The sequence below is a fragment of the Halalkalibacter sp. HAAS-P013 genome (genome assembly GCF_056619925.1).
On record NZ_JBWQTU010000025.1, the window covers coordinates 1 to 26,429 of the forward strand.

Annotated in this window: 23 protein-coding genes and 2 pseudogenes; 21 read left to right on the top strand and 4 right to left on the bottom strand. The window is 37.8% G+C overall.

Going from position 1 to position 26,429, the window contains the following annotated elements; genetic code table 11:
* Positions 1-229: 229 nt before the first annotated feature.
* Entirely contained in the window at positions 230-508 is a 279-nt protein-coding gene (locus AC1FXP_RS21605; RefSeq protein ID WP_480064008.1) for a tyrosine-type recombinase/integrase, read from the bottom strand.
* A 536-nt stretch (positions 509-1,044) separates the two neighbouring features.
* Here AC1FXP_RS21605 and AC1FXP_RS21610 point away from each other — a divergent pair.
* The 17 genes and pseudogenes from AC1FXP_RS21610 to AC1FXP_RS21690 all read left to right on the top strand — a co-directional run bounded on the left by AC1FXP_RS21610 (position 1,045) and on the right by AC1FXP_RS21690 (position 19,920).
* The gene (locus AC1FXP_RS21610; RefSeq protein ID WP_480064009.1) at positions 1,045-2,667 is read left to right on the top strand and encodes a Na/Pi cotransporter family protein; all 1,623 of its coding nucleotides are present in this window, start codon (positions 1,045-1,047) and stop codon (positions 2,665-2,667) included.
* 578 nt (positions 2,668-3,245) lie between these two features.
* Positions 3,246-3,389 (top strand): annotated as a pseudogene (locus AC1FXP_RS21615) (phosphate ABC transporter ATP-binding protein); the annotation flags it as partial.
* 21 nt (positions 3,390-3,410) lie between these two features.
* Complete coding sequence (gene phoU, locus AC1FXP_RS21620; RefSeq protein ID WP_480064034.1) at positions 3,411-4,058, top strand: phosphate signaling complex protein PhoU; 648 nt, start codon at positions 3,411-3,413, stop codon at positions 4,056-4,058.
* Between the two features lie 469 nt (positions 4,059-4,527).
* A pseudogene (locus tag AC1FXP_RS21625) lies at positions 4,528-5,264 on the top strand (undecaprenyl-diphosphate phosphatase).
* A 591-nt stretch (positions 5,265-5,855) separates the two neighbouring features.
* Positions 5,856-6,110, top strand: a complete 255-nt coding sequence (locus AC1FXP_RS21630) for a TOTE conflict system archaeo-eukaryotic primase domain-containing protein (RefSeq protein ID WP_480064010.1) — start codon at positions 5,856-5,858, stop codon at positions 6,108-6,110.
* Positions 6,111-6,140: 30 nt separating this feature from the next.
* Positions 6,141-6,881 carry a Fic family protein gene (locus AC1FXP_RS21635; protein ID WP_480064011.1) on the top strand — a complete coding sequence of 247 codons (741 nt, stop codon included), beginning with the start codon at positions 6,141-6,143 and terminating at the stop codon, positions 6,879-6,881.
* A 668-nt stretch (positions 6,882-7,549) separates the two neighbouring features.
* Entirely contained in the window at positions 7,550-8,641 is a 1,092-nt protein-coding gene (locus tag AC1FXP_RS21640; protein WP_480064012.1) for a D-alanine--D-alanine ligase, read from the top strand.
* A gap of 129 nt (positions 8,642-8,770) precedes the next feature.
* Positions 8,771-10,141 (top strand): UDP-N-acetylmuramoyl-tripeptide--D-alanyl-D-alanine ligase, encoded by a 1,371-nt coding sequence (locus AC1FXP_RS21645; RefSeq protein WP_480064013.1) that lies wholly within the window; start codon positions 8,771-8,773, stop codon positions 10,139-10,141.
* 220 nt (positions 10,142-10,361) lie between these two features.
* Positions 10,362-10,859 (top strand): GNAT family N-acetyltransferase, encoded by a 498-nt coding sequence (locus AC1FXP_RS21650; RefSeq protein WP_480064014.1) that lies wholly within the window; start codon positions 10,362-10,364, stop codon positions 10,857-10,859.
* Between the two features lie 287 nt (positions 10,860-11,146).
* A complete protein-coding gene (gene urtA, locus AC1FXP_RS21655) occupies positions 11,147-12,421 on the top strand; it encodes an urea ABC transporter substrate-binding protein (RefSeq protein WP_480064015.1) in 1,275 nt (424 codons plus the stop codon).
* Positions 12,422-12,484: 63 nt separating this feature from the next.
* Positions 12,485-13,387, top strand: coding sequence for an urea ABC transporter permease subunit UrtB (gene urtB / locus AC1FXP_RS21660; protein ID WP_480064016.1), 903 nt, complete (start codon positions 12,485-12,487; stop codon positions 13,385-13,387).
* Positions 13,388-13,410: 23 nt separating this feature from the next.
* Positions 13,411-14,505, top strand: coding sequence for an urea ABC transporter permease subunit UrtC (urtC, locus tag AC1FXP_RS21665; RefSeq protein WP_480064018.1), 1,095 nt, complete (start codon positions 13,411-13,413; stop codon positions 14,503-14,505).
* Complete coding sequence (gene urtD, locus AC1FXP_RS21670; protein ID WP_480064019.1) at positions 14,447-15,247, top strand: urea ABC transporter ATP-binding protein UrtD; 801 nt, start codon at positions 14,447-14,449, stop codon at positions 15,245-15,247. The genes urtC and urtD overlap by 59 nt, the downstream gene beginning before the upstream one ends.
* Positions 15,231-15,923: an urea ABC transporter ATP-binding subunit UrtE gene (gene urtE / locus AC1FXP_RS21675; protein WP_480064020.1), complete on the top strand. Its 693-nt coding sequence runs from the start codon at positions 15,231-15,233 to the stop codon at positions 15,921-15,923. Before urtD ends, urtE begins: the two co-directional genes overlap by 17 nt.
* Positions 15,924-16,019: 96 nt before the next feature.
* A complete protein-coding gene (locus AC1FXP_RS21680; protein WP_480064021.1) occupies positions 16,020-17,684 on the top strand; it encodes an ATP-binding protein in 1,665 nt (554 codons plus the stop codon).
* Positions 17,684-18,391, top strand: a complete 708-nt coding sequence (locus tag AC1FXP_RS21685) for a response regulator (RefSeq protein ID WP_480064022.1) — start codon at positions 17,684-17,686, stop codon at positions 18,389-18,391. Before AC1FXP_RS21680 ends, AC1FXP_RS21685 begins: the two co-directional genes overlap by 1 nt.
* A gap of 206 nt (positions 18,392-18,597) precedes the next feature.
* On the top strand, positions 18,598-19,920 hold the full coding sequence (locus tag AC1FXP_RS21690; protein ID WP_480064023.1) for a CitMHS family transporter: 1,323 nt from the start codon (positions 18,598-18,600) through the stop codon (positions 19,918-19,920).
* A gap of 63 nt (positions 19,921-19,983) precedes the next feature.
* On the opposite strand, the gene AC1FXP_RS21695 is transcribed toward AC1FXP_RS21690, so the two are convergent.
* Positions 19,984-20,862 carry an SMP-30/gluconolactonase/LRE family protein gene (locus tag AC1FXP_RS21695; RefSeq protein ID WP_480064024.1) on the bottom strand — a complete coding sequence of 293 codons (879 nt, stop codon included), beginning with the start codon at positions 20,860-20,862 and terminating at the stop codon, positions 19,984-19,986.
* Positions 20,863-21,044: 182 nt separating this feature from the next.
* Here AC1FXP_RS21695 and AC1FXP_RS21700 point away from each other — a divergent pair, with 182 nt between their 5' ends.
* Together AC1FXP_RS21700 and AC1FXP_RS21705 are read left to right on the top strand one after the other, a co-directional pair.
* Positions 21,045-21,713 (top strand): futalosine hydrolase, encoded by a 669-nt coding sequence (locus AC1FXP_RS21700; RefSeq protein ID WP_480064025.1) that lies wholly within the window; start codon positions 21,045-21,047, stop codon positions 21,711-21,713.
* A complete protein-coding gene (locus AC1FXP_RS21705) occupies positions 21,710-22,540 on the top strand; it encodes a 1,4-dihydroxy-6-naphtoate synthase (RefSeq protein ID WP_480064026.1) in 831 nt (276 codons plus the stop codon). The genes AC1FXP_RS21700 and AC1FXP_RS21705 overlap by 4 nt, the downstream gene beginning before the upstream one ends.
* A 55-nt stretch (positions 22,541-22,595) precedes the next feature.
* Here the strand turns inward: AC1FXP_RS21705 and AC1FXP_RS21710 are convergent, their stop codons facing one another.
* Together AC1FXP_RS21710 and AC1FXP_RS21715 are read right to left on the bottom strand one after the other, a co-directional pair.
* Positions 22,596-23,795, bottom strand: coding sequence for a DHH family phosphoesterase (locus tag AC1FXP_RS21710; RefSeq protein WP_480064027.1), 1,200 nt, complete (start codon positions 23,793-23,795; stop codon positions 22,596-22,598).
* A gap of 121 nt (positions 23,796-23,916) precedes the next feature.
* Positions 23,917-24,087, bottom strand: a complete 171-nt coding sequence (locus AC1FXP_RS21715; protein ID WP_480064028.1) for a hypothetical protein — start codon at positions 24,085-24,087, stop codon at positions 23,917-23,919.
* 219 nt (positions 24,088-24,306) lie between these two features.
* Between AC1FXP_RS21715 and AC1FXP_RS21720 the strand changes: the two genes are divergently transcribed.
* Both AC1FXP_RS21720 and AC1FXP_RS21725 read left to right on the top strand, forming a co-directional pair.
* On the top strand, positions 24,307-25,266 hold the full coding sequence (locus AC1FXP_RS21720) for an AAA family ATPase (protein ID WP_480064029.1): 960 nt from the start codon (positions 24,307-24,309) through the stop codon (positions 25,264-25,266).
* Complete coding sequence (locus AC1FXP_RS21725; protein ID WP_480064030.1) at positions 25,263-26,414, top strand: DUF58 domain-containing protein; 1,152 nt, start codon at positions 25,263-25,265, stop codon at positions 26,412-26,414. The genes AC1FXP_RS21720 and AC1FXP_RS21725 overlap by 4 nt, the downstream gene beginning before the upstream one ends.
* Positions 26,415-26,429: the final 15 nt, after the last annotated feature.

Genomic DNA, 26,429 nt, shown 5'->3' on the forward strand with positions numbered 1-26,429 from the left:
TTCTTACCATATATAACTTCCAACATTTCTTTCTTCATAAGGAGCCAGTACCTTTCGGCGCATGAAGCCTTCTTGTTGTCTTTATTATCAAACAGAAGCAACGAGTAAATGTTACGGTTTTTAAAAATGATTGATGAAGAACGAGAGCAAAGGAGACAAGAAATCATGGCACGTATCAAGACATAAGAAAACTATTTTTAGTCTCATTAAAAAGTGTAAAAATAATATGCTAACATTTTGCTAACGCAATCCAATTTTTAGTTATATCATCTTTTGTATGTCCTAAGCGATCCATGATTTCTATTAACTCAATTCCAATCTCGGCCAATAAAGATGTATGAGTGTGACGGAGGGAATGTGGAGTGAGTTGAATATTTAAATCAGTCATTTTTAACAGGCGTTCCATTCTGTTTTCTATCTTTTTCGGATAAGTTTGATAACCAGCATAATTCTTGCTTTCCAAGGCAAAAACATAATCCTGCTCATAATAACTTTCTCCATATTGCATTTTAATTTTGTTCTGATGTGCCTTGTGTTCTCTTAATACACCTAAAGTATCTTCGTCTACTGCGACAGTACGTCTAATTTTTAAAATGAAATATAGTGGTTTCTCTAACTTGATTTAAGTGGAGGGCTATTCCACCCAACACATCAATATAGGTGATAGGTGAATTGAACCGTTATTTGTCGATATTTAGAACGTACAGCTGTTCATTGTACCAATATTTCTGAAAGCATTGTCTACCTAATAAAGGGTAAGAGATATGAATTAAATGACTAATTAGAAAATGATATTCACGATTTTGTGAATATCTTTATCAATTTATACTACAGTTATCAAATGATGGATTTATTTTCTAATTTATTCTTTCTATATAAGGATAACCTAGTAAATAAGAATTTTAACCAGGAAAAATATATATCTTTACAAAAACTTTACAATAAAACTATTTACATTTAATTTCTTGTTCTATACGATATGTGAGGGGTATTAATTTTTGTAGAGAAATGTCGAATGCATACAAGAAGGGATGATTACAAGAAATGGATTTGCAGACACTGTTGTTTATGTTTTTTGGAGGTTTGGGGATCTTCCTATTTGGGATAAAGTATTTAGGAGACGGCCTTCAAAAAGTTGCAGGTGATGGACTTAGAGATCTTCTTGATCGTTTTACAACAAACCCGATAATGGGTGTACTTGCTGGGATATTTGTAACTATCTTGCTTCAAACCAGTACAGGAACAACAGTGTTAACAATTGGTCTAGTAAATGCTGGATTTATGACGCTAAAGCAAGCGATTGGTGTTATCATTGGTGCGAATATTGGTACAACTGTAACGGCATTTATTATCGGTATTAAAATTTCAGCTTATGCTTTGCCAATCATTGCTGTAGGTACTTTTTTAATTTTCTTCTTTAAAAATAATAGAATTAATAATTATGGCCAAGTTATATTTGGTTTTGGTGCCTTGTTTTTAGGGCTAAATCTAATGGGAGATGGTTTGAAACCACTTCGAGAAGTACAGGCTTTTGCTGACTTAACAGTTAGCATGAGTGAAAATCCTCTTTTAGGTGTGCTTATTGGTACAATATTTACAGTTGCTGTTCAAAGTTCTACAGCTGCCATTGGTTTGCTTCAAACCCTTTTTGGACAAGGTTTAATGGATTTAAACGCTGCGTTACCTGTTCTTTTTGGAGATAATATTGGTACGACAATTACGGCTGTTTTAGCAGCAATTGGTGCATCTATTGCAGCTAAACGTGCAGCCTTAACACATGTTATCTTTAACTTAATTGGTACAACGGTTGTTCTAATCTTTTTAAGACCTTTTACTATCTTAATTGAATATATTCGCGATAGTTTAAATTTAAACCCTGAAATGACTATTGCCTTTGCACATGGAATTTTCAATGTTACAAATGCTCTTATTCAATTACCGTTTGTGGCTGTCTTAGCTTGGATTGTTATTAAACTTATTCCAGGTCAAGATTCAGCGATTCCATATAAAGCAGTTCATTTAGATGAGAAATTCATAAGACAATCTCCAGGTATTGCACTGGGTCAAGGAAAAAAAGAAGTATTACGTATGGCTGAGTTGTCGGAAAATGGACTAAAAGAAGTAGGACTTTACTTTAAAACACAAGGTAAAAAACATAGAGAACTCATTCCGCAATATGAGGATGCAATAAATAATCTAGATAAAAAAATTACAGATTATCTTATTCAAGTTTCTTCACATTCTTTATCTGGTCAAGATACAAAAGTTCATCACACACTTATGAATACCATTAGAGATGTTGAACGTATTGGTGATCACATGGAGAATATTATGGAGCTGGTTGAGTACCAAATTACCAATAAGGTGAAGTTCTCAGAATCAGCTTGCACAGATCTAGAGGAGATGTTTGAACTTACATTAACTACCCTTAGACAAGCAATTAAAGCTTTAGATACAGAAGATCTTGAAGAAGCAAAAGCTGTTCTTAAAAAAGAAGAGAAAATTGATAAGATGGAGCGCGATCTTCGCAAGAAACACATCATCCGTTTAAATGAAAACAGATGTACCGGACAAGCTGGTATTGTTTATGTAGATATCATCAGTAACTTAGAGCGTGTTGGTGACCATGCTGTGAATATTGCAGAAGAGGTTATTGGGGAAGAGTAAAAATATAAATATTAATTAAAGGCCAAATCGCTTATGATTTGGCCTTTTTTAGAAGATAGAGACTTGGATATTATGTAACTGATTTCTTGAGGATTGAACTATCATAGAGGATTTTGAGATGACGAGTTAGCTGTTCTGCTATAGGGGGAAGATAATGCTGTGCTAAAAAAGCTTATATCATATATAGGTCTTAAGGGGAAGTATACTTTTTATTTATTAATTCAATTTAGCTAGTAAATGCTAACGCTAACGTGAAATACGTCAGATAAAATCAGACTACTGGAAAAGGTGAAGGGTGGATAATGCTTCATAACAATTGAACATGGAATGCAAAAACAGAGTTCCATAGCGACTCAGGTAGAAAGAACGACGGAAGGGAAAGGTGATTTTAAAGGAGACCAAGCGACCTTTAATAAATAGATGGAAAAACGACCGGATGGGGTTCCAGTCGTTTTTCGATTGTCGAATGAATACCTAGGAAACAGGATTCGTACATATTATATCCATTAAGTCTCGCTCAAACAATGTGATTAACCTAATATTAACACTCTTTACAAAACTTTAATAATTGATGTGAGAGCTTTCAGCAAGCAGCAAGGATTTCAGATAAGACGGCATTCTTCTTAAATGGTGAAGTGATAGAATTTGATGACAAGGATGTTATTTTCTCTAATCCGCAAGATAAAAGAACCGAAGACTATGTTACTGGCCGCTTTGGCTAAGAAAGAAGGTAACCATTGAGTGTGCGTGAAAGTTTTGAATTACAATTGACAGAAGTGAAGGAATCATTAATTCAGATGGGATTGGAAGTCGAAGAGGCTTTACTTCGTGCTTTAGAAGGTTTTCGTCTCGGAAATGAAGAAATTTTGAATCAAGTTATTGGTCATGATTCTTTTATTAATCAATTGGAATTGGAAATAAATGATCAAGTTACACTTTTGATTGTAAAACAACAACCGGTAGCGGCGGATTTACGTCGGTTAATTGTTGCATTAAAAATCTCTAGTGATTTAGAACGAGTTGGAGATTTAGCTGTTGATATAGCAAAGGTTTCAAAGAGAGTTTGGCTTATTCGTGATTTGGAGGAAATAGAAAAACTATTATTATTGGGAAACGAAGTCAGACAGATGCTTAGATTTTCTTTAGATGCTTACCGTAATACTGATATGTTGGCAGCACAAAAAATAGCCGTCCATGATGACAAGATTGATCGTATGTTTGGGGAGTATATCAGAGGACTATTTCAAAGCGGGTTTGGTGAGAAAGATGCTGAACAAGTCACACAGCTTGCCTTTATTGCCCGTTACCTTGAACGGATTGCAGATTATTCAACTAATCTAGCTGAACGCGTTATCTATGAAGTGAATGGTAAACATTTTGATTTGAATTAAATGATTAAATAATTAAATTTGCATACTGATAATGTGTTTAACTGACAAAAGGATATTATTTAGTGGATATTTCTGAAATATTTATCACAACGTATTGTAATTAAAACACATTATGATGACGGGGAAATGACAAAGATCTCTAATCTCAAAAAATATAGTGATAGTACAAAAGAGATACGATTAAAATGAAATATACAAATAACCAATTAAGGATGTTTCTAGGGTACCTTGACCAATTAAATGGTAAAGGAAGCAACACGTATATCATGCAAAATTACAGTGCTTTTTAGCTATTCTTTAATATATTAATGACTAGCCAACTTCATAAAATAAATTATGAATTAAGTATACTAATAATGGTAAATCAAGTATCAGAAGAACGCTATAAGATTTCAGAAAAATTAAAAGAACACCTATCAAAGGGGTAGTAATGATTAAACGTTTTAATATCAGGTAGGAGATTTATTTCATGGAACAAATACAAGTATTACTACAATATATCATCTTAGGGATTATTCAAGGATTTACGGAACCACTACCCGTCTCGTCAAGTGGACACCTTGTGATTACTCAACACTTTTTTGGGATTAATGCTGCTGACTTACATCTGGAGGTATTTTTAAATGGAGCATCCTTAATAGCGGTTTTTGTTGTTTACCGTAAGGATTTAATTGAACTCTTCACAGGGACTTTTGCTTATATAAAAAAACCGAATAACAAAGATAAAGCACCATTTGCTTTTTCGATGTTGCTTATTTTAGGGACCATTCCAGCAGTCGTTATTGGGGATTATTTTCCGATTTTATTGGAGGCGAACTAAAAGGTATTCATATGGTTGCCTTTGCACTTATTATTACAGGTATTGCTCTTTGGCTCATTCGTAATCTAAAAGGTCCAAAGAGTGAAACAGAAATATCAGTTCTCGATGTACTAATTATTGGTTTTGCTCAAACACTGGCTTTAGCTCCTGGAATTAGTCGCTCGGGAGCTACGGTTGTAGCTGCACTTGCAAGAAAATTAAAACCTGAAGTAGCTTTGAAATTTTCTTTCTTTTTATCAATTCCAGTAAGTATTGGAAGCTTGGTGTTTAAAAGCAATGCCATAGTTACAGCACTTACAATGAGTGAATTAATGCTTCCATACATGTTCGCTTTATTACGTCAGTTTTTGTTTCGATCTTTGCAATCAAGCTTTTTATCAATCTAGTGACAAATGGCAATCTCATTTATTTTGCAATATATTGTTTTACAATTTCCCTATTACTGTTTGTATTTGGATAATAACTATTAGCTTATAGTAATTTATGTATGCCTTTTAATGATAACGACATGATAAAGAAAACTATAATAATACTATTTGAAGAGTGCTATTTATCTTTTGATAAAGTAAGTGGGTGAAGATATGAACAATAAAAAAAGCTTGATATACCTCACTCTTCGCACCTCACGTTAAAGATATTACACACTCTCACCTTAGGGGCGGCATGATGTAATAGCCACTCAATCCCTTGATATATTAGGGGATTGAAGTGATTTGCTAACAAAATGCTAACAATTTTCAAATTATAGCGCTTATTTTAGAGGCTTCTCAAAGGTTGATAAAACTTTTGGGAAGTCTCTTTTTTCATTAATTTAGACGTTAAGACATCTTTCGTAATGTTTATTTTCATTAGATTTATACTGTTATATAAGTGCTTTATTGGCTAAACTAGAATTAAAGAATTTAATGATTGGAGTAGCCTTATGGATATTCAAGAACAGCTCAAACAAGCTTTAAAAGAGATTGATAGACTGAAAAGTGATTTATGAACATTTAAGTGGCATAAAAACTGTAGGAATATATCCGTTACTTGAAGATAATACGTGTAATTTTCTGGCTGTCGACTTTGATAAAAAACAATGGCAAGATGATGTACATGCATTTATTGAAACGTGTAAAAACTTAGGGTTACCATATCACATCGAACGTTCCCGCTCAGGACCCTTTATTAAACATTTGATTAAAATTGGTTTAGAAGGTATATTCAGAGCAATGATGGTACTCTCAATTTAAGTATATGTTTCAGTGAGAGAGGTGAAGCAAATGTTCGAACATATTAATCAAAAGAAGGAACGTCTAGATGCCAATCGACCGTTACCTAAATATACAGTAAAAAGCTTACGTGAAAAGTTATTACTCGAATGGACATATAATACAAATGCAATTGAAGGAAACACGTTAACTATCAACGAAACGAAGGTAGTTCTAGAAGGAATAACTGTTGGTGGCAAAACGCTACGTGAACACTTGGAGGTTCTTAATCATCGGGATGCGATTCACTTTGTAGAGGAGATTGTACAAAAGGGTGAACCTTTGTCGGAGTGGCAAATTAAGAATCTACACCGACTTGTACTAAAAGGAATTGATGATGAATATGCAGGTGTATATCGGGACCAGCAAGTTTTTATTTCTGGTGCTAAACATATACCTCCAGCTCCCTTCCTCATAAAAGAAGAGATGGAGCAGTTGATGAAATGGTATGAACAAGTAGAAACGAAAAAATTGCATCCGGTTGCTCGTGGAGCTATGTTACATGCTATTTTTGTTGGAATTCACCCATTTATTGATGGGAATGGCCGGACATCACGTTTGTTATTGAATTTAGAACTCATGAAAGATGGTTTTCCACCAATTGTGATTAAAGTGGAAAATCGAATTGCTTATTATGAAGCATTAGATAAAGCACATACACAGAAAGAATATGATGACTTTATTAAGTTAGTCACAATCGAAGTAGAAGATTCATTAAACCTATATTTAAGTACAATAAATAAAAACGCTTAGTAAAATATTTAGAGTTGTCAGCTTAAGATAAAACACCCCTACATCATTTTATCTGCAATGCTAACATAAGGTAAGAAATTGAGGCTTCTCATTAGTTGACTAAACTTTTGGGAGGCTTCTTTTTGTATGATGACCTGAATATCGAGAGGTGTAGTAACTCTAATCTGTAAGGTGAATAGCTTTTTTCTAATGACTCATCCCTTTTTGAAATTTAAAAATCTTATTGACAAGTAGACGGTTGGGTCTTAATGTTTGATAATGGTTATCAATTTCGTTGAGAAGGGGAAAAGGGGAAAGTTTTATGAAATATAAAAGATGACTTCGGCTTATCTTATCTGTTTATTACCCATGATATTAAAGCAGCCTTTCAATCTCTGATATATATGGGAATGAAATAATATGCCTCCTTAATCCTTGATATAGAAGGAGAATTCTAATCAGTTGACCAAACTTTTGGGAAGCTTCTTTTTCATTTCTGGAATTACATGTATGTAACGGTTTCACAAAAAACTTATCAATAAACATGCCCAAAAAATCAATTTTTTCATACATTAGATAAAGATAGGCTAATGAGCCAGTACGAGGGGATAAACTAGTCATAAATTAGTATTTAACTTAGGAGCGATAGTGTTACAATAGTAAAGGGAAAATGGATATGGAGGGTGAATATGAAGATTAAACTTGGATTATTGTATGGTGGGAAATCTGCCGAACATAAAGTATCATTACAAACGGCAAAAGCTGTTATTAAAGCATTAGACTTAACAAAATATGAAATCCATCCAATATATATTTCAGAAAACGGTGAGTGGGTCAGGGGAGCGCAGCTTGAAGGCCCAGTAGAGGATGTCAAGCAGCTTCAATTGAAAGAAGAAGGAGAAGCGATCTCTCCAGTTGCGTTAAACTCGGAGCTCTTCCCGGTCCCGTCAAAAAATCAAACAAATGAAGATAAGATTGATGTCGTTTTCCCATTGCTTCACGGTCCAAACGGGGAAGATGGAACAGTTCAAGGATTATTAGAATTAATGAATATGCCTTATGTGGGCAATGGGGTGCTAGCGTCCTCTGCTGGGATGGATAAAGTTATGATGAAAAACATCTATGAGCAGGCGGGCATTAAGCAAGCAAAATATGTATGGTACCTTCGTCGTGATTGGGAAAAGAATGCGGAAGCGGCATATGCGAACGTTGAAGAAAAGCTTGGTTATCCTTGTTTTGTTAAACCGGCGAACTTAGGCTCAAGCGTTGGAATTAGTAAATGTAAGGACCGAGAAAGCTTAGAAAAAGCCTTTGAGCTAGCGTTTGAATATGACCGGAAAATCATTATTGAAGAAGGGATCGACGGTCGAGAAGTGGAAATTGCTGTTTTAGGAAATGACGATCCAGAGTGCTCAGTTGTCGGAGAAATTGTTCCGGAAACAGACTTTTATGATTATAAAGCGAAGTATGAGGACGGAAGTACGGGACTTATCATTCCTGCTGACATCACTGATCAAGAATATGAAGAAATAAAGAGAGTAGCGATTCAATCGTTCAAAGCGCTTGATTGCTCCGGATTAGTCCGTGCTGACTTCTTTTTAACAAAAGACGGAGAAGTCCTTATGAACGAAGTGAACACGATGCCGGGCTTTACGCCATTTAGTATGTTCCCGATGTTATGGCAGGAGTCAGGCTTACCGTACTCCAAGTTGATTGAAAAACTAGTGGAGCTTGGAGTAGAGCGTCACGAGGAAAAACAAAAGATTAAACACACTTTTTAAGGTGAATAAATAGTAATGAGGTTGACTACGTTGTGAGTCAGCCTCCTTTTACATAGAATAGAATCAGTGAACATAAGGGCGGGGTTCTTCCCCATACGATATATTCGATAATAAAGAGGAGCGATTGTGATGATTAAAAGAACGCTTAAGGAGATTGCTGCGTGGGTAAACGGGGAAGCTGTCGGCCTAGGTGTAACACCTGTAAAAGTGGTGGGAGTTTCTACAGATACAAGAACAATACAAGAAGGGAATCTGTATATCCCACTTGTTGGCGAGAACTTCAATGGCCACGATTTTGTGAGAACAGCTGTTGAGGATGGAGCAGTTGGGGCCCTTTGGCAAAAAACTCAACCCAATCCCCCTGCCGATATACCGCTTATCTATGTGGAGGACACTTTATTGGCATTGCAAGATTTAGCAAAAAACTACTTGGCGAGTCTTTCTGCAAAAGTTGTCGGAATCACTGGTAGCAATGGAAAAACAACGACGAAGGATATGGTGACTTCGGTGCTTGCAACGACTTATAAGGTTCAGAAAACGGAGGGGAATTACAATAACCACATCGGGCTGCCGCTCACGATTCTCCGGTTAGAGGAAGACACGGAAATGGCTGTATTGGAAATGGGGATGAGCGGAAGGGGAGAAATTGAGCTGCTTTCTACAATCGCAAAACCTGATGCTGCTATCATTACAAATATTGGCGAGTCCCATTTACAAGATTTAGGTTCTCGGGAAGGGATTTCTGAGGCAAAGTTTGAAATCACGGCAGGTCTAAGGGAAAGCGGAACACTCGCGATTCATGGGGATGAGCCGCTATTAACAGGAAAAGTCGTAAACAGTCCGTTTGATGTTATCACCTTTGGTAACTCTGAGGCGAACGATTTTTATCCCAAGCAGATCGAGCAGAAGAGCGACGGCACGTATTTTACGATAAATAAAGAAGAAGGGACTAAGTTTTTTATTCCAGTTCTCGGCAAACACAATATCAATAATGCCCTCTCTGCCATCGCCATTGCGAAGCAGTTTGGGGTGTCGACTCCTGACATCAAAAAAGGGCTAGAAATGATCAAGATTACGGGTATGCGAACGGAGTTGATCCAAGGTAAAGATGGAGTGGCGGTTATTAATGACGCGTATAATGCCAGCCCAACTTCCATGCGCGCTGCGATTGAATTGCTTCAGGATTTAAAGGACTACAGGAGAAAAATAGTTGTTTTGGGGGATATGCTGGAACTAGGGGACGATGAAGAGACCTTCCACCTTGACGTAGGAAAAGGAATTGACTCTGCTAAAATCGATTATGTTTTCACATTTGGCAAGCTAGGGAAAAAAATTGCAGAAGGTGCAAAAGTGAATTTCTCTGAAAATCAAGTTTTTGCATACGATGACAAGCAGGCATTGATTGTTAAACTTAAGGAAGCTGTGGGGGAAGGCGATATTGTTTTAGTCAAAGGCTCGCGCGGTATGAAATTAGAAGAGGTTGTTAATGCATTAACATAACTTATAACATTGAGATGTTATAATGAAGGCTTCTTAAAAGGTTGATCAAACTTTTAAGAAGCTTCTTTTTTGTAAGTAAGTAGGGATCTCAATTAAGTGGGGAAAGTTGTAGCTATAGAGATAGTGGACAAGTTGGAACCGGTACGAGCATTTTCTTATCTACTTCAAAAGTTTAGAGGGCAACTCTAGCAATACCTTTTGTAAAGGGAGGGTGGATATAGTGATAGATATAAGGGAAGTGAAGACAAGTGAGATCGAATTGGTATCAATGTTTTTACTTAAGACAATGCAAGAGGTGTATCCTTTTCAACTAAGTGAGGCATCTTTACGTGATCTTACAGAAATGGAATCACGCTTTATAGAGCGTACTGATGCAACGATGATTGCTGCTTTTCATAATGAAAAAGTAGTTGGTACGATTGCGGTAAGACGTTATGATGGAAGAATAGCTTCACTTGAAGATCGATATAATCTAGATACCACATGTGAAATCATTAAGTGTTATGTAGATAAAAATGAAAGACAAAAAGGAATTGGATCGTTTCTTTTGAACCGGGCACAAGGATTTTGTAGGGAGGCGGATTATTCTACTTTGTATTTGCATACGCATCGATTTTTACCTGGAGGGCTTCATTTTTGGACAAAGAAAGGATTTCAAGTCACGGTAGAGGATATGGACGAATTCGAAACAATTCATATGGAACAGTTGATTGATTAAATAAAAGACCAGGGTGTGAATATTTTTTCACTCTGGTCTTTTTATTTTGATAAAAAAAATTTTCACTTCAGCCAATAACAATCAACTGTTGTGTTAAAAAATCTATCGAAATTTTATATTTTGGATGGTATTTCCTTTAATGGAATCAATAGGAGGAGATTATTTAATATTTTTTGATTTTTTAGAAAATTAACGGCAAGTTTTCTTACAAATTTTGTATTTATTTTTAAAAAACTTGGTATTGTATTTCGTGTAGAGAAAAATCTTACATAAAACGGAGGGGCAATATGAAAAAATTTTTTATGGGTAAGTCAGCATTAATTGGTGCAACTGTATCGACTATGTTACTTTTAAGTGCTTGCGGTGGGGGTGGTGCCGAAACATCTACTGAAACAGAAGAGGACACAGGTACAGACGCAGGTGTGGAAGTAGAGGCAGATGAAGATGTGATTAAAGTCGGAGTTCTCCATTCGTTAAGTGGAACGATGGCAATGAGTGAAACATCTGTAAGAGATGCTGAATTATTAGCAATTGAAGAGATTAATGCAGCGGGTGGTGTATTAGGGAAACAGTTAGTGCCTGTTATTGAAGATGGTGCATCTGAACCACCGGTTTTCTCTGAACGTGCAGCAAAATTACTACAACAAGATGAAGTTGCTGTTATCTTTGGTGGTTGGACATCAGCTAGTCGTAAAGCGATGTTACCAGTTGTAGAACAAAACAATGGTTTACTATTCTACCCTGTTCAATATGAAGGAATGGAAGCTTCTCCTAATATCTTCTATGCAGGTGCGGCACCAAACCAACAAATTGTTCCAGCTGTTGATTGGTTACTAGAAAACAAAGGTACCGAATTCTTCTTATTAGGGTCTGATTATGTATTCCCGCGTTTAGCGAATCAAATTATTAAAGCGCAATTAGAAGAGAATGGGGCAACTTTAGTAGACGAACAATATACACCACTTGGTCATACGGACTATAACACAATCATCTCAAGAATTCGTGAGTCAAAGCCAACTGTAATTTTTAACACATTAAATGGAGATAGTAACGTTGCTTTCTTCAAACAACTAGCTGATGCAGGTATTACAACTGATGATCTAACAGTTATGTCTGTTAGTGTAGCAGAAGAAGAAATACGTGGAATTGGAGCTGATGTACTAGAAGGTCATTTAGCTAGCTGGAACTACTATCAAACAACTGACACGCCAGCGAATGCAGAGTTCGTTGCAAATTATAAAGAAGCTTATGGCGATGACCGAGTAACTGGTGATCCAATTGAAGCAGGTTACTTCATGGTTCATTTATGGGCGAAGGCTGTTGAAGCTGCAGGCACAACTGATGTTGATGCTGTACGTGAAGCGGCAGTAGGAGTTGAATTTGATGCACCAGGTGGTCCGGTTAAAGTTGATGGAGATAATCAGCATGTTTACAAAACTGTACGAATTGGTGAGATTCAAGCTGATGGACAATTTAACGAAGTGTGGAATTCTGGTGAAGCGGTAAAACCAGATCCATACTTAGAAGGCTATAATTGGGCAAGTGGCCTTAGTGCTGAGTAATAGATAGAAAATGGGGAGAGGAGCACTCTCCCTATTTATTTACACAAAAAGGGTGGATGGAGCATGGAAGGAATGATTATTCAAGCATTTAACGGGGTTAGTCTTGGGTCGATTTTATTACTAATAGCTCTTGGATTGGCTATAACATTTGGATTAATGAAAGTTATAAACATGGCTCATGGTGAGTTAATAATGATTGGGGCTTATACAACCTATGTAATTCAGGTGATCTTTGCTCAATATCTTCCAGCAACGATGGTTGACATGTATTACTTTTTAGCCATTCCTATTGCGTTTGTCGTTGCTGCATTAATCGGAATGTTAATAGAATTTACGGTGATTCGTCATTTATATGGAAGACCTTTAGATAGTTTGCTTGCAACGTTTGGTGTTGGGTTGATTCTTCAACAAACAGCAAGATCGATTTTTGGTGCACCGAATGTTGGGGTACAAAGCCCGGGATTTTTACGAGGTGGATTAGAAGTAATGGGTGTTACATTCCCTTATATCCGATTATTTATTATTGGTCTTGTCGTAGTTAGTTTTTTACTATTGGCTTGGTTTTTGTATAAAACGAGAAATGGGCGGAAGATCCGTGCAGTCATGCAAAATCGCGAGATGGCACAGTGTTTAGGAGTTTCGTCACGAAAAGTAGATATGGTTACTTTTGCAATTGGGTCTGGCTTTGCTGGAATTGCTGGTGCAGCTCTTACACTTATTGGTCCAATAGGTCCAACGATTGGCACGTATTATATCGTTGATGCGTTTATGGTTGTTGTAGTTGGTGGTGTAGGAATGTTAATAGGCACCGTTGCGGGTGCAATTGGAATTGGGGTGTTTAATACAGTATTTGAATATTGGACGAACGCTTCGATGGGGAAAGTTCTTGTTTTTGCACTGATTATTTTATTTTTGCAATGGCGCCCGTCTGGAATGTTTTCGCTACAATCTCGGTCATTGGACTAATGAAAATCGGAAGGAGGCAAAGCATGCAAACAATAAGTGCTCGCTTGTTAGAGAGGAAGTGGCTCTTTTTAGCTCTAATCATCATTTTACTTATTCTACCCTTTTTTATATCAGGTTTTAGAACAAACCTACTTGGTCGTTATATAGCATTTGCGATATTAGTAATTGGATTGGATTTGTTATGGGGGTATACAGGGGTATTGAGCCTTGGTCATGGGATATTCTTTGGCCTTGGTGCCTATATCATGGCGATGCATCTGTCAATGGAAAGCATGACAGGAACTGTTCCTGATTTTATGACGTGGAATGGAATTACTGAATTGCCATGGTTTTGGGCAATTTTCTCCAACCCCATTTCAGCTATTCTCGGTGCAATTATGGTGCCAATGATCATCGCATCAATCTTATCATTTTTTATTTTCCGAAATAGAATAAGAGATGTGTATTTTACGATACTAACGCAGGCTTTAGTACTTGTTACAACAACATTAATTGTCAGTCAGCAAAGTTTTACTGGTGGAACAAATGGGATAACTGGATTTTCAACTATCTTTGGGTATTCTCTTTCGTCTCCTACGACACAGAAGGGGCTTTATTATATATCCGTCGGAAGTTTAATCGTAGTCTTTTTGGTTTGTTCAATATTGGTTAACAGCCGTTTTGGGAAAACATTGATCGCAATACGTGATGGCGAAAATAGACTACGCTTTTCAGGGTACGATACATCGATGTTTAAAGTTCTTATTTTTTCATTATCAGCTGGGATAGCTGGATTGGCTGGGATGTTATTTGTGATGCAAGTTGGTATTATTTCACCGACCATGATTGGTATTATTCCATCGATTGAAATGATTTTGTGGGTTGCTATTGGTGGGCGTGGTACATTAATTGGTCCAGTAATAGGTGCAATTTTAACAAACAGTGCAAAAACGTTTTTTAGTGAAAGTTACCCCGACTTTTGGTTGTATTTCTTAGGCCTAGTCTTTGTTATTATCGTTATTTTCCTTCCGGGAGGATTAATGAGTTTAGTCGATAAAGTGAAGAGGAGAGGTGGAAAGCATGAAAAACATAAAGAAGGTACAGAAAGAAAAGAAACCAATCATTCTGCAGTCGGATAAACTTTCTGTTCGATTTGGAGGGTTTTATGCAATCAAAGAGTTTGATTTTTCGATTCCGCATGGTGAACTGCACTTCTTAATTGGTCCAAATGGAGCTGGAAAAACAACATTTTTAGATGTGGTATGTGGCAAAACGAAATACAGTGAAGGAACGTTAACGTTTAATGGGTATATAAATCTGGCGAAATTAAAAGAGTATGAGATTGTTAGAGAAGGGATAGGGAGAAAGTTTCAAGCTCCTTCCATTTTTCCCTATTTAACTGTTTTTGATAATTTGGAATTAGCTATGAAACAAGATAAGCGAGTTATTCCCGTATTGTTTTCAAAAATGAAAGCAGCAGATAAAGCAAAAATTGATGACATGTTAAATTTGGTCGGATTAAAAGAGCAAAAAAATGTCATTGCAAAGACATTGTCTCATGGGCAGAAGCAATGGTTAGAGATCGGTATGGTCATGATGCAAGAACCGAACTTGCTTATGTTAGATGAGCCGATCGCAGGTATGACGGAAGAAGAGGAAGAAAAAACAGGTGAATTGTTACTAGAGTTGAAAAAGCGCTGCTCAATTATTGTTGTAGAACATGATATGGACTTTGTTAGAAAATTTGCTGAAAAAGTTACGGTTATGCATGGTGGACAATTGCTATGTGATGGAACGATGGAAGAAATTCAAAGCAACGAACGAGTAATGGAAGTTTATTTAGGAAAGAAAGGTGATCAGGTAAATGCTAAAGCTCTCTAAACTAGAAGTAGCTTATGATGGAAGTACAGTTATTCGGGATGTTTCCCTCACTGTTGAACCTGGAAAAGTGGTTTGCCTAATGGGGAGAAATGGTGTTGGAAAATCAACGATTATGAAGACAATTATGGGTGTTCTTCAACCAGTTAATGGGACAGTGTTTTATAGTGATGAAGAAGTAACAAGGAAAAATGCTACGTACAGGGCTCGGAAAGGATTAGGATATGTACCACAGGGGAGGGAAATATTTCCTCAATTAACCATATACGAAAATCTACTTCTTGGTTTAGAAGCTCGTTTGAATAGTGAAGAGAAAATAAATGAAAAAATCTATGAATACTTTCCCGTTCTAAATGAAATGAAGGATCGTCGTGGTGGAGATTTGAGTGGAGGACAACAGCAGCAACTTGCAATAGCAAGGGCGCTTGTAGCTGAGCCGAGCTGCTTATTACTAGATGAACCGACTGAAGGGATTCAACCGAACATCGTAAGTGACATACAAGAAGTTATTAAAGATATAAAGAGAAACCAAGTCAATACGTCAATTTTGCTAGTTGAACAAAGTTTTGACTTTGCTAAAAGTGTTGCTGATTACTTTTATGTGATGGATAAAGGACGAATTGTATATGAAGGCGAGGAGTTAATGGAAGAGAAAGTAAGTCAATATTTAAGTGTTTAATATTGAGTAGTTTAAGAGCATGGGAATCCCTCCATGCTCTTTTTCTATGCACTTTATGGTAAACTATAAAAGTAATTTGAGAAGGAGCGTCGGGTAATGATTTCACTTCAGAGTGGTGAAAGTAGAAGATATTTGAATAAGCCAAAAACGAAGCTTAACTTAAAACTGAAAATGACGTTTCTTATTGTCATGTTAATTATTGGAATGTTCTCGATTGTCGGATTATTCCTTCAATATTTCCTCTCAGATACATTGGAAACGCAGCTTGGTGAACGCGCGCTAAGTGTGGCCGAAAGTGTTGCCCAAATACCTGAGTTAAAGGATGCATTTGGATTGGCTGATCCTTCAGCGGTCATTCAGCCACTTGTGTCACCAATTCGAGAAGCGACTGGTGCAGAATTTATTGTTGTGGGTAATCGAAATGAGATCCGGTATGCCCATCCGAATCCATACCAAATAGGAAACAAGATGGTTGGCGAGGATAATGACCGTGCACTGATTCATGGTGAATCATATGTCTCAAAGGCAGTTGGTTCTTTAGGACAATCCATTCGGGGAAAGGTGCCAGTTATCTCGCAGGAAGGCGAAATTATCGGAGTCGTTTCGGTTGGTTTTTTAAATGAGGATGTTCAAAGCATCGTTAAAAATTACAGCCAAGAACTATGGTATGTGCTATTAGCTATCGTCGGGGTAGGAATGATAGGTGCGGTACTCATTGCAAATTATATAAAAAAATTATTATTTGGCTTAGAGCCTGAAGAAATTTCGCATCTTCTTTTACAAAAAGAAACGATCTTGCAATCGACTCATGAAGGGATTATAGCAGTAAATAAAGACGGTTCGATTACAATGATGAACGCGGCGGCAAAGCGGTTGATTTCGAGTAATGGAAAAGAAACGGACCAATTAATTGGCAGGCCGATCTTGGAGGTGTTACCGAATTCAAAGCTTCATGAAGTACTTGAACGTGGAGAGAGCCAATACAATAAAGAGCTGTTGCTAGGAAACCATATTGTCCTTGTAAACCGTGTTCCTATTTATTATGACAATATGTTAATTGGAGCTGTGTCTACGTTTCGAAATAAAACAGAAATTGAAAAGCTAACAAAAGAATTAACAAGGGTAAAACAGTATGCTGATGCTTTACGCGCGCAAACTCATGAGTTTTCTAATAAAATGTATACAATATTAGGCCTTATTCAATTAGAGAAAAGTGAAGAGGCGGTTGATTTTATTCGGAGAGAAAGCAATATTCAACAAAAGTGGATACGGTTTTTGGTTGAAAAGGTACCAGATCCATTGGTGAATGCCATATTGTTGGGTAAGTTGAATCAAGCAAATGAACAAAGGGTTCGTCTATCTATTAATCCTGAAAGCAGCTTAACACACCGCTTGTCTGATACAAAGCGGGATGCTCTCGTAACAGTTCTTGGCAACCTAATAGAGAACGCCATTGATGCCGTGACAAATAATTCTGAGCCAAAACGAGATGTATCCATTTTCTTTACCGATATCGGAGAAGAGATTTTGTTTGAAATTGAGGATGCAGGGAAAGGTGTGCCTAGTGATTTTGCTTCTGAGATTTTTAAACAAGGGTTCTCAACAAAAGAAGGTTCACACCGAGGGATTGGTTTAGCGTTAACAAAACAGGCCCTTACAGAAATTGGTGGAGACATTTTCTTAGAAGAGGGTGAACTAGGAGGCGCTTGTTTTGTCGTAACAATACCTAAGGATAATACGGATAGGGGGGAGCTTGAGTAATGCGCCATGGTTTTCAAGTGTTAATTGTGGAAGACGACTTTCGGGTTGCTGAAATCACAAGGCAGTTTGTTGAGAAAGTGGAAGGGTTTAAAGTTATTGATATTGTAAAAACCGGGGAAGAGGCACGACAATTGTTAAAAGAGCTAACAGAATTACCAGATCTTATTCTGTTAGATGTGTATATCCCTGATGTTCATGGTTTGGAGCTTTTTTGGGAGATTCGTAAACAATATCAAAGCATTGATCTTATTATGATGACTGCCGCAAAGGAAGTTTCAACAATTGAAGAGACATTACGTGGTGGAATATTTGATTATATTGTAAAGCCTGTAGAGTTCTCGAGGTTTAAACAAACGCTTGATCAGTATTATGAACAGAGAAGTGTGTTATCTTCTAAAGAAAGTATGGAGCAAGAGGAGATTGACCGACTGACTAGGTTTTCCATACAAAGCCAGACATCTTCTAATGTGGAAGCATCCGATGATTTACCGAAGGGAATTGATCGTCTCACGTTAGATAAGATTAAAGGTATTATGGAACAAAACCGTGAGAATGGGTTGACTGCTGTGCAAGTGGGGAAAGAGATTGGAGCTAGCAGGTCGACAGCAAGACGTTATTTAGAATATTTGGTTTCAATTAAAGAATTACTAGCAGAACAAAAATATGGAGACGTTGGACGACCGGAACGACGGTATCTGTTGAAGTGAACAATATGCACAAAATTCGTTTAATGACCAATATTTTGTTTATTTTCATAAACTTCATCTCTCTTTTCAATCATGGTAAATTTCTATGTACATAGAAAACTTTGAAAAGAGAGATTTTTTTAGTGAAGTTAGGTTAAAATGTATCCGCTTTCAACACTTCTCTCTTTTCAAGTAAACGTTTATTTAAATTGAAAGGGGAGATATAAATGCTGAGTATCATTGGTCTTGTTACGATCCTAACTATTGTGTTTTTGTTATTAAGTGGGCGGATTACGCCGATTATTGGACTTGTGCTTGTTCCTATTGTCGGAGCGTTATTTGCAGGATTTGGGTTTGCTGAAATAGGCGTCCTTTTTGGTGAAGGAATTGACCGAGTAATCAATGTAGTCATTATGTTTATTTTTGCGATTCTCTTTTTTGGAGTTATGCAGGATGCGGGACTATTTGATCCAATTATTAATAAAATGATTGCGATTTCAAGAGGGGATGTTATTGCTGTTGCTGTTGGTACAGTTATCATTGGAGCAATTGCACACCTTGATGGATCTGGAGCTTCAACATTTCTCATTACGATTCCAGCGCTGTTGCCTTTATATAAGAGACTGAAAATGAGTCCGTATTTGTTGCTCTTATTAGTTGGTTTAAGTGCAAGTATTATTAATATGGTTCCATGGGGAGGTCCGATTGGGAGAACTGCTGCAGTAATTGGAGCAGATCCAACGGAGTTATGGAGACCTCTAATTCCAGTCCAAATTATTGCCATGATTTTATTAATAGGATTAGCAGTTATTTTAGGCTTAAGAGAAAAACGAAAAATTTCAAGGCTGACGGATTCAGAAAGTGCAGAATTAGAAGCTGCCGCAACGTTAGAGGTGACAGAGCAGGCTGCGCCATCTAAAAAAGATGTGTCACTAGCGCGTCCGAAACTATTGTGGGCCAACTTACTACTGACGCTAGGAGTTATTACGATGTTGGTATGGGGGATTATCCCTGCAGGTTTTGTTTTCATGATCAGTTTAAGTATAGCCTTAATCATGAATTATCCTAAAGTTGATGATCAAATGGAGCGAATTAAAGCGCACGCACCAAACGCCTTGTTAATGGCTGCCATTATTCTTGCGGCTGGATCATTTTTAGGAATTTTAGATGGAACAGGAATGTTACAATCGCTAGCGACAGACCTTGTTCTGTTTTTACCAGCATTTATCGTTCCTTATTTGCACCTTGTTATCGGATTTTTGGGTGTTCCTTTTGAACTTGTGTTGAGTACAGATGCTTACTATTTTGCTTTAGTACCAGTCGTAGAACAAATTGTTTCTGGTTACGGAGTGGAAGCGACTTCCGCTGCTTATGCGATGGTAATAGGGAATATTATCGGTACATTTATCAGTCCATTTTCACCTGCTCTTTGGTTAGCACTTGGGCTTGCAGGACTTGAAATGGGTAAGCATATCCGTTACTCGTTCTTTTGGGTGTGGGGATTTAGTATTGTATTGATTGTAGCTGCTATGTTAATAGGAGTCATTTAATTGAAACATGAAGGGGGGTTCTCAAAAGGTCAAACCTTTGAGAACCCCCCTTTTAAACTAGCATCAATCTCCAAAAAGGTAGGCAGGAATTCCTTTGACATTTGTTTTTACTTTAAAAAGATGACCTGAATCGGGATAAGAATGAAAATCTGACTCTACCATCCCTTGCCGAGCTGTTGTTATATATAATTCATCAAGGTTTTTTCCGCCAAATGTGCAAGATGTAACGTTTTTGGCTGGAACTGCAATTTCATCTAATAGGTTCCCTGAATGAGGATCCCAGCGTGTCACCTTGCTTCCTCCCCAATGTGCTACCCAGATCATGCCTTCTTGGTCGATCGTCATCCCATCTGGATAGCCGTTTCCTTCTGGAATGGTCACTGCTGTTTTGGCAAGTGAGATGTCTCCAGTTTCCTTGTTATAATCGTACATTTGGATTTTGCGTGTTGGGGTATCAATATAGTACATATACTTATGATCAGGACTCCAAGCCAATCCGTTTGAAATGGTGACTGGAGAGATTATTTTCTTTAGATCTCCAGATGGTTGAAAGCAATACAAGGAGCCTTCATCAGCTTCTTCATCGAGAGACATAGTCCCAGCCCAAAAACGTCCAGCTGGGTCGCATTTACCGTCATTGAAACGATTATTTGGTAATTGCTCTTCAGGATTCGTTAGAAAAGTTAATTGTCCAGATTGAATATTGTAACGATAAATTCCGTTTTTCATCGCTAACAATAAGTCACCTGACTTACTTCCGACAACAGCACCGATATATTGCTCAAAAGTTATTGTACGGTTTTCACTTTTCTGTGGTTCATAAATATGGAGTTTCTTTTCGAGAATATCAACCCAATATAAACATTCGTTTTCATGATCCCAATGCGGTCCTTCTCCTAATATGGCCTTTGCAGGAATAGCAATCTCTACTTCATAAGACATGAATCTACCTCCTGAAATTTCTGTAACTCAATAACTTTATCATACCATGTTTAGTAGAATTTTTTAGGGAAATAAGAGGTGTTAAGGTATGTAGGGTGTCTTATACTAGTCAAGGATCCAGTAATTAGATACACTAAATGTTATAAATTAAGTCAACTGTGTTATTAAGGGGAGTACACATAATGAACGGATCTAATAAAGTATTAAGCCGACGTGTGCTTATTGTCACTTCTGTTTTTGCAGAGAAGGAAGCAATCTTACGGGGCTTAAGTAATTGCAATGATTTTGATGTCATCGTAGCAGGAGTGGGACAAGCTGCAGCTGCAGCCGCAACAGCGACTGCTTTAGCAAAAACGCAATACAATTATGTGATTAACGCCGGCATTGCTGGTGGTTTTGAAGAGAAAGCAGAGGTTGGTTCTCTTGCGGTATCGACGGAAGTGGTGGCAGCCGATTTAGGAGCGGAATCTTATGATGGATTCTTGAGTTTAGAGGAGTTAAAGTTAGGCTCTTCTAAGATAGAAGTGGAAAAAGAAATGGTTACGCGTATTTGTGCTGAGGCAATGGAACAAGGGATACCGGTTCAGGAAGGGGCTATCCTTACATTGTCGACAGTGACAGGTACACAAGAAACAGCGAATTATTTATTAGAACGGTTTCCTCATGCTATAGCAGAGGGGATGGAAGGCTTTGGTGTAGCGGAAGCGGCGAAGCAAAGTCATATCCCCGTTATCGAGGTTAGATCGATTTCTAATAAAGTTGGTCCGAGAGATCGTGAATCTTGGCGCATAAAAGAAGCGCTTGATACGTTAGAGAAAGCAAGTTCAATTTTTTCGGAGGTGTTCGAGTGAAAATAGCATTTTCTCCTTGTCCTAATGATACATTTGTTTTCCACGCATGGGTTCATGGGTTAATACCAGGAGCACCGAAATTAGATGTGACCTATGCAGATATTGATATTACTAACAATTGGGCAGCAGAAGGGAAAGGTCCCGAAGTTCAAAAAATCTCTTATGCTGCACTTCCTTGGGTATTGTCTGAGTATGCTTTAATTCCTTGTGGAGGCGCACTTGGCAGAGGGTGCGGGCCGCTTGTCTTAACAAAAGGAGCACAAGCAGGTCCTGAAGCGATATCAGGTAAAAAAGTAGCTGTACCAAGTGAGCGTTCAACAGCTTATTTATTGTTTCGATTGTGGGCGGCGCAAAATGTTCCGGGTGGAGTTGGAGAAATTGTTGTGATGCCATTTCATGAAATTATGCCTGCTGTTGAAGCTGGAGACATTGATGCCGGGCTAGTTATCCATGAAGCTCGTTTTACGTATGAGCAATATGGCCTTAATCTTTTGACGGACTTAGGGAATTGGTGGGAAGAAGATACGGGGCTTCCAATTCCGTTAGGGGCAATTATTGCTCACCGTTCTCTAGACCTAGAGGCCATTACAAGTTGGATTCGAGCTTCGGTTGAGTATGCTTGGGCTCATCCAGAAGTGTCAAAGTCGTATATTATGGAGCATGCTCAGGAGTTATCTCAAGATGTTGCCAAATCGCATATTGATCTGTATGTTAATGAGTTTACGTTAGATTTGGGTGATGATGGATATGCGGCTATTGAAGCGTTACTCGGAAGGGCAGCTGAAGAAGGGTTAGTTCCATCGTTTGATTTGGGTGCTCTAAGATAAGTATTGTTCTGACCCCGCATTATAATGAAATGAGGGGTCAACTTTTTGTGAGTATTTAATTTCCTTTTGTTTTCGAGCGTTTTTCAGTTAAGACATTTTCGGATAGATATCGTACAAATAGTTCGTCGCGAACAAGCCATGCTAAATGATTTCGTTTAATTTGGCGCTCGGCTTCTTCAAACGATGAAAAAGAACCTTCGATGGATTGATTCTTTTCTAATATCCATTTTTGATCATTTAAAGGATAAATAAAGAAACGGTTTTCTTCACTATCTGCATACAAGGATCCTGATTTACTTGCTTTTAAATTATGTTGATTTTTAAAAGCGTCAATTCGTAATGGTTCAATTGGAAACGGTTCAGCTATGAATAGTTTGTATGCTTCTTCGTTAAGCGAGCAACCAGAAGCTTTTGCATGGCCGCCACCTCCGAATTGGCCGGCGACTTCTGATACGTCAACGTCATCGTGAATGGTACGAAAACTGATTTTTTTGCCTCCTAAATTTAGAATAGCAATATAATCAAGATGCGGACTATCTTTTCCTAATTCATTTCCTAATTCTGAATGATACGATTCAGCATGAACAATGCCGGCACAATAGTTGCCAATGAAAGTTTGAACGAGCTCTCTTCTTTTTCTTCTTATATAACGTTCAATTTTTGTTTCTTCCATATCAAGAATTTTTTCTTCAAACTCATCGAAGCTAAAAGTTTCGCTTCCCTGAAGGCGGTTCACCATTCGTTCTTCAAATTCATCGATAGAAATCATAAAAAACAGATCGTTTAGTCGTTTAGCCTTTAATACGTTATTTCTTTCCCATTCCCATGTGTCCCATAGTCGTACTAGCTCGACAAATTCATCTGAAGAAGAAGATTGTTTCAAGAAACCCTGCTCAATTAGAAACTCATAGAATAACGAGGTTGCTGCAGCTAATCTCCCGTCTTCGTATTCCACTGTGACAGAACCCCAGCTATATTCGTTAAAATGGAGAGCTGTTTTATGATGGTCAAGTAAAGTTACTTTTCCGCCCTTTTTAACGAAATCATCTAATTTTTTTTCGTTATCACTATGTACAGATAGATCGGTGATGAGTAACACATCATCTAACCTGTCTTTTTCCAAAAAACGCTCAATCTGAAAATCTAAGCCTTGAACGGAGTTATAGCGAACGTCAACATCTGTTCCGAAAGCCAAGCGAGCAAGAATGCCGCAGCCTACACCATCTAAGTCATTGTGAGTATACAATCGATACATCAAATACCCCCTCCTTGACTATAGTATGCATCAGTGAGGAGGGAATATTGGGTGAAATTTAGAAAATTAAATTGAATTGGGAGCTTGAATGTAAGGAGATGTTTTGGGGCGTTTGTAAATGTTACTTAGTGAAAGAAGCTTCGTCGTTAGATGTTCTTCGTTTGTAAATAAGTTGATTCACAATCGTGGCAACAATGATAGCGCCAAGTAACCCGTATAATAGACCGAGATAACTGTAGGTGATGAACCCAATGAGGAGCCCGATTGCAATAAATGACAAACAGATTGTCATAAGATCCCTCCTTTAGTTTCCATATCCTAACACAGAAACGGAAGCTTTATACGTTTTGTGTTAGATTATTTACAAGAAAAATAGATGACTCTATATATATGCAAAAAGGAAATCGTTTAGTAGTTCTCTTAAAATTGGTAATGCAATTGTAACGTTTTTTATAGGTTGAAATGGTATGATGGAAATAGACTGGTTATTTATTAGATTGGAGGCAGTTGCATGACAGCAGCGGTTGAACGAATTGAAAAAGTAATTGAAAACATTGAACTTGTCGTCGTTGGCAAGAGGAAAGAGGTTGAATTAAGCCTTGTTGCGCTTTTTGCTGGAGGGCATGTTCTGCTTGAAGATGTTCCGGGAGTTGGAAAGACAATGATGGTTAAAGCGATAGCCAAATCTCTTGGAGCAGAATTTAAACGAATTCAATTCACACCAGATCTCCTGCCATCAGATGTGACAGGGGTATCGATATATAATCAACATAAGCAGCAGTTTGAGTTTCGCCCGGGTCCTATTTTGGCGAATATTGTCCTTGCTGATGAAATAAATCGTACGTCACCAAAGACCCAATCTTCATTACTAGAAGCGTTAGAAGAAAGTAGCGTAACGATAGATGGAGAAACTCTTCAGCTTGAAAAGCCGTTCTTTGTTATGGCTACCCAAAATCCCATTGAGTATGCAGGGACATTCCCGTTACCTGAAGCTCAGCTTGATCGGTTCTTAATTAAGCTAAATTTAGGATATCCAACAGCCTTAGAAGAATTAGAAGTACTAGAACGCCTTCAACATAAGCATCCACTTGAGGACATTAAGCCGGTAATGACAACAGCGGAGGTAGTAGACATCCAATCTGAAATAACGAAAGTTCTCGTTAGTGAAGATGTCAAGATGTACATGATTGACCTAGTTCATGAAACGAGAAAAAATCGATCAGTGGAGCTAGGTGTAAGTCCACGTGGGACAATTGCATTAATGAAAGCATCTCAAGCATATGCCTTTATGAAAGGAAGAGAGTATGTTCTTCCGGATGATGTGAAGCATTTAGCGCCATATATACTTGCGCATCGAATCATGCTAACGGCCGAGGTCAAAATGTCTAACAGGACGCAAGAAGAAGTTCTTTCTTCTATCTTGGAACAAGTCCAAATTCCTGTGAATCAAAGAAGGTTGACGCGCTTGTGAGTAGAGGGAAAGTAAACTTTCGTCTATTTGTAAAATACGTGCTTCTTTTATTATTTATTGCGGTGGCGTTTTCTTATGCGATGTTTCAAGGTGGATTTGTGAGTTGGTTTTTATTTTATAGTGTTGTCACAGTTGTGATTTCCACCGTTTTGGTAGCTATGTATCCATTTCGGATAGTGAAAGCGGAACGGATATTTCATAAAGATGTATTGCGAGCCGGTGAGTCGTTAACGGTTACGGTCACGCTTCATAAGCGTGCGCTTCAGCCGTTTTTCTATGTTAGGGTTCAAGATCTGATTCCTAGGAATCTCGGAACATATGAGGAATCAGGTTCTCTCTTTTTCTTTTCTTTCCAAAGACGTCTCGTCTTCTCTTACAATGTCCGTGACGTAAAAAGGGGCGCTCATGCATTTGAACAATTATCGCTTGTGTTTGGTGATTTATTTGGTTTGTTTGAAAGGGAGAACAAGGTAAATTGTCAAACAAAGATTCTTGTATATCCTCGCTTTCATGAACTGCCAACAATTCCTGACTATGGAAAACCGAGACGTTTAGATGGCAGGAGGATTCAGCGTTCTTTTGAGGAAGATCGATCTCTTGCTGGTGTTCGGCAATATGTGCCTGGAGACCGGTTAACTTCAATTGACTGGAAACAGTCAGCTAGGTCGACTAAGTTAATGACGAAAGAATTTGAGTCTTATCAGGGCGAAGGGATAGTTGTTGCATTTGATTCAGCTATTATCGATCCAAATGATTCCGTTTTTGAGCATTCGGTCGAATTGGCTGCTTCCTTAATGGTTACCTTTACCCAAAAACAACCGGGAGTGAGGCTTGCAGTTAAATTTACGGATTGGATGTCGCTTGAAGTGAATCAACCATCTATTTCAAAAGGTTTAACAACACTGGCCCAAGTAATACCAAGTGAGGAGCCAACACCTGCCATTCATAAGGTATATCAAGATTGGTCAGGGATGCATGTCTACTACGTTTGTGTTGGATTAAAAGAGCAAGTATTAAAGGTTTGTAAAACGTTATTAGAACAAAGTGTTGTCGTTACCGTTTGTTTAGTTGCGGTTTCGGAGCACGATCGTATGTTTATAACGGAGCTAGAAAAGGCTGGAATTTCGGTCTTTGTTGAAAACGAATAAATTGAAAGGGGAGGG

Excerpts from the sequence above, each read along its gene's own strand:
- AC1FXP_RS21605 (WP_480064008.1), bottom strand. The coding sequence starts at position 508 with ATGCAATATGGAGAAAGTTATTATGAGCAGGATTATGTTTTTGCCTTG.
- AC1FXP_RS21610 (WP_480064009.1), top strand. The coding sequence starts at position 1,045 with ATGGATTTGCAGACACTGTTGTTTATGTTTTTTGGAGGTTTGGGGATC.
- AC1FXP_RS21635 (WP_480064011.1), top strand. The coding sequence starts at position 6,141 with ATGTTCGAACATATTAATCAAAAGAAGGAACGTCTAGATGCCAATCGA.
- AC1FXP_RS21640 (WP_480064012.1), top strand. The coding sequence starts at position 7,550 with ATGAAGATTAAACTTGGATTATTGTATGGTGGGAAATCTGCCGAACAT.
- AC1FXP_RS21645 (WP_480064013.1), top strand. The coding sequence starts at position 8,771 with ATGATTAAAAGAACGCTTAAGGAGATTGCTGCGTGGGTAAACGGGGAA.
- urtA (WP_480064015.1), top strand. The coding sequence starts at position 11,147 with ATGAAAAAATTTTTTATGGGTAAGTCAGCATTAATTGGTGCAACTGTA.
- urtB (WP_480064016.1), top strand. The coding sequence starts at position 12,485 with ATGGAAGGAATGATTATTCAAGCATTTAACGGGGTTAGTCTTGGGTCG.
- urtC (WP_480064018.1), top strand. The coding sequence starts at position 13,411 with ATGCAAACAATAAGTGCTCGCTTGTTAGAGAGGAAGTGGCTCTTTTTA.
- urtD (WP_480064019.1), top strand. The coding sequence starts at position 14,447 with ATGAAAAACATAAAGAAGGTACAGAAAGAAAAGAAACCAATCATTCTG.
- urtE (WP_480064020.1), top strand. The coding sequence starts at position 15,231 with ATGCTAAAGCTCTCTAAACTAGAAGTAGCTTATGATGGAAGTACAGTT.
- AC1FXP_RS21680 (WP_480064021.1), top strand. The coding sequence starts at position 16,020 with ATGATTTCACTTCAGAGTGGTGAAAGTAGAAGATATTTGAATAAGCCA.
- AC1FXP_RS21685 (WP_480064022.1), top strand. The coding sequence starts at position 17,684 with ATGCGCCATGGTTTTCAAGTGTTAATTGTGGAAGACGACTTTCGGGTT.
- AC1FXP_RS21690 (WP_480064023.1), top strand. The coding sequence starts at position 18,598 with ATGCTGAGTATCATTGGTCTTGTTACGATCCTAACTATTGTGTTTTTG.
- AC1FXP_RS21695 (WP_480064024.1), bottom strand. The coding sequence starts at position 20,862 with ATGTCTTATGAAGTAGAGATTGCTATTCCTGCAAAGGCCATATTAGGA.
- AC1FXP_RS21700 (WP_480064025.1), top strand. The coding sequence starts at position 21,045 with ATGAACGGATCTAATAAAGTATTAAGCCGACGTGTGCTTATTGTCACT.
- AC1FXP_RS21710 (WP_480064027.1), bottom strand. The coding sequence starts at position 23,795 with ATGTATCGATTGTATACTCACAATGACTTAGATGGTGTAGGCTGCGGC.
- AC1FXP_RS21715 (WP_480064028.1), bottom strand. The coding sequence starts at position 24,087 with ATGACAATCTGTTTGTCATTTATTGCAATCGGGCTCCTCATTGGGTTC.
- AC1FXP_RS21720 (WP_480064029.1), top strand. The coding sequence starts at position 24,307 with ATGACAGCAGCGGTTGAACGAATTGAAAAAGTAATTGAAAACATTGAA.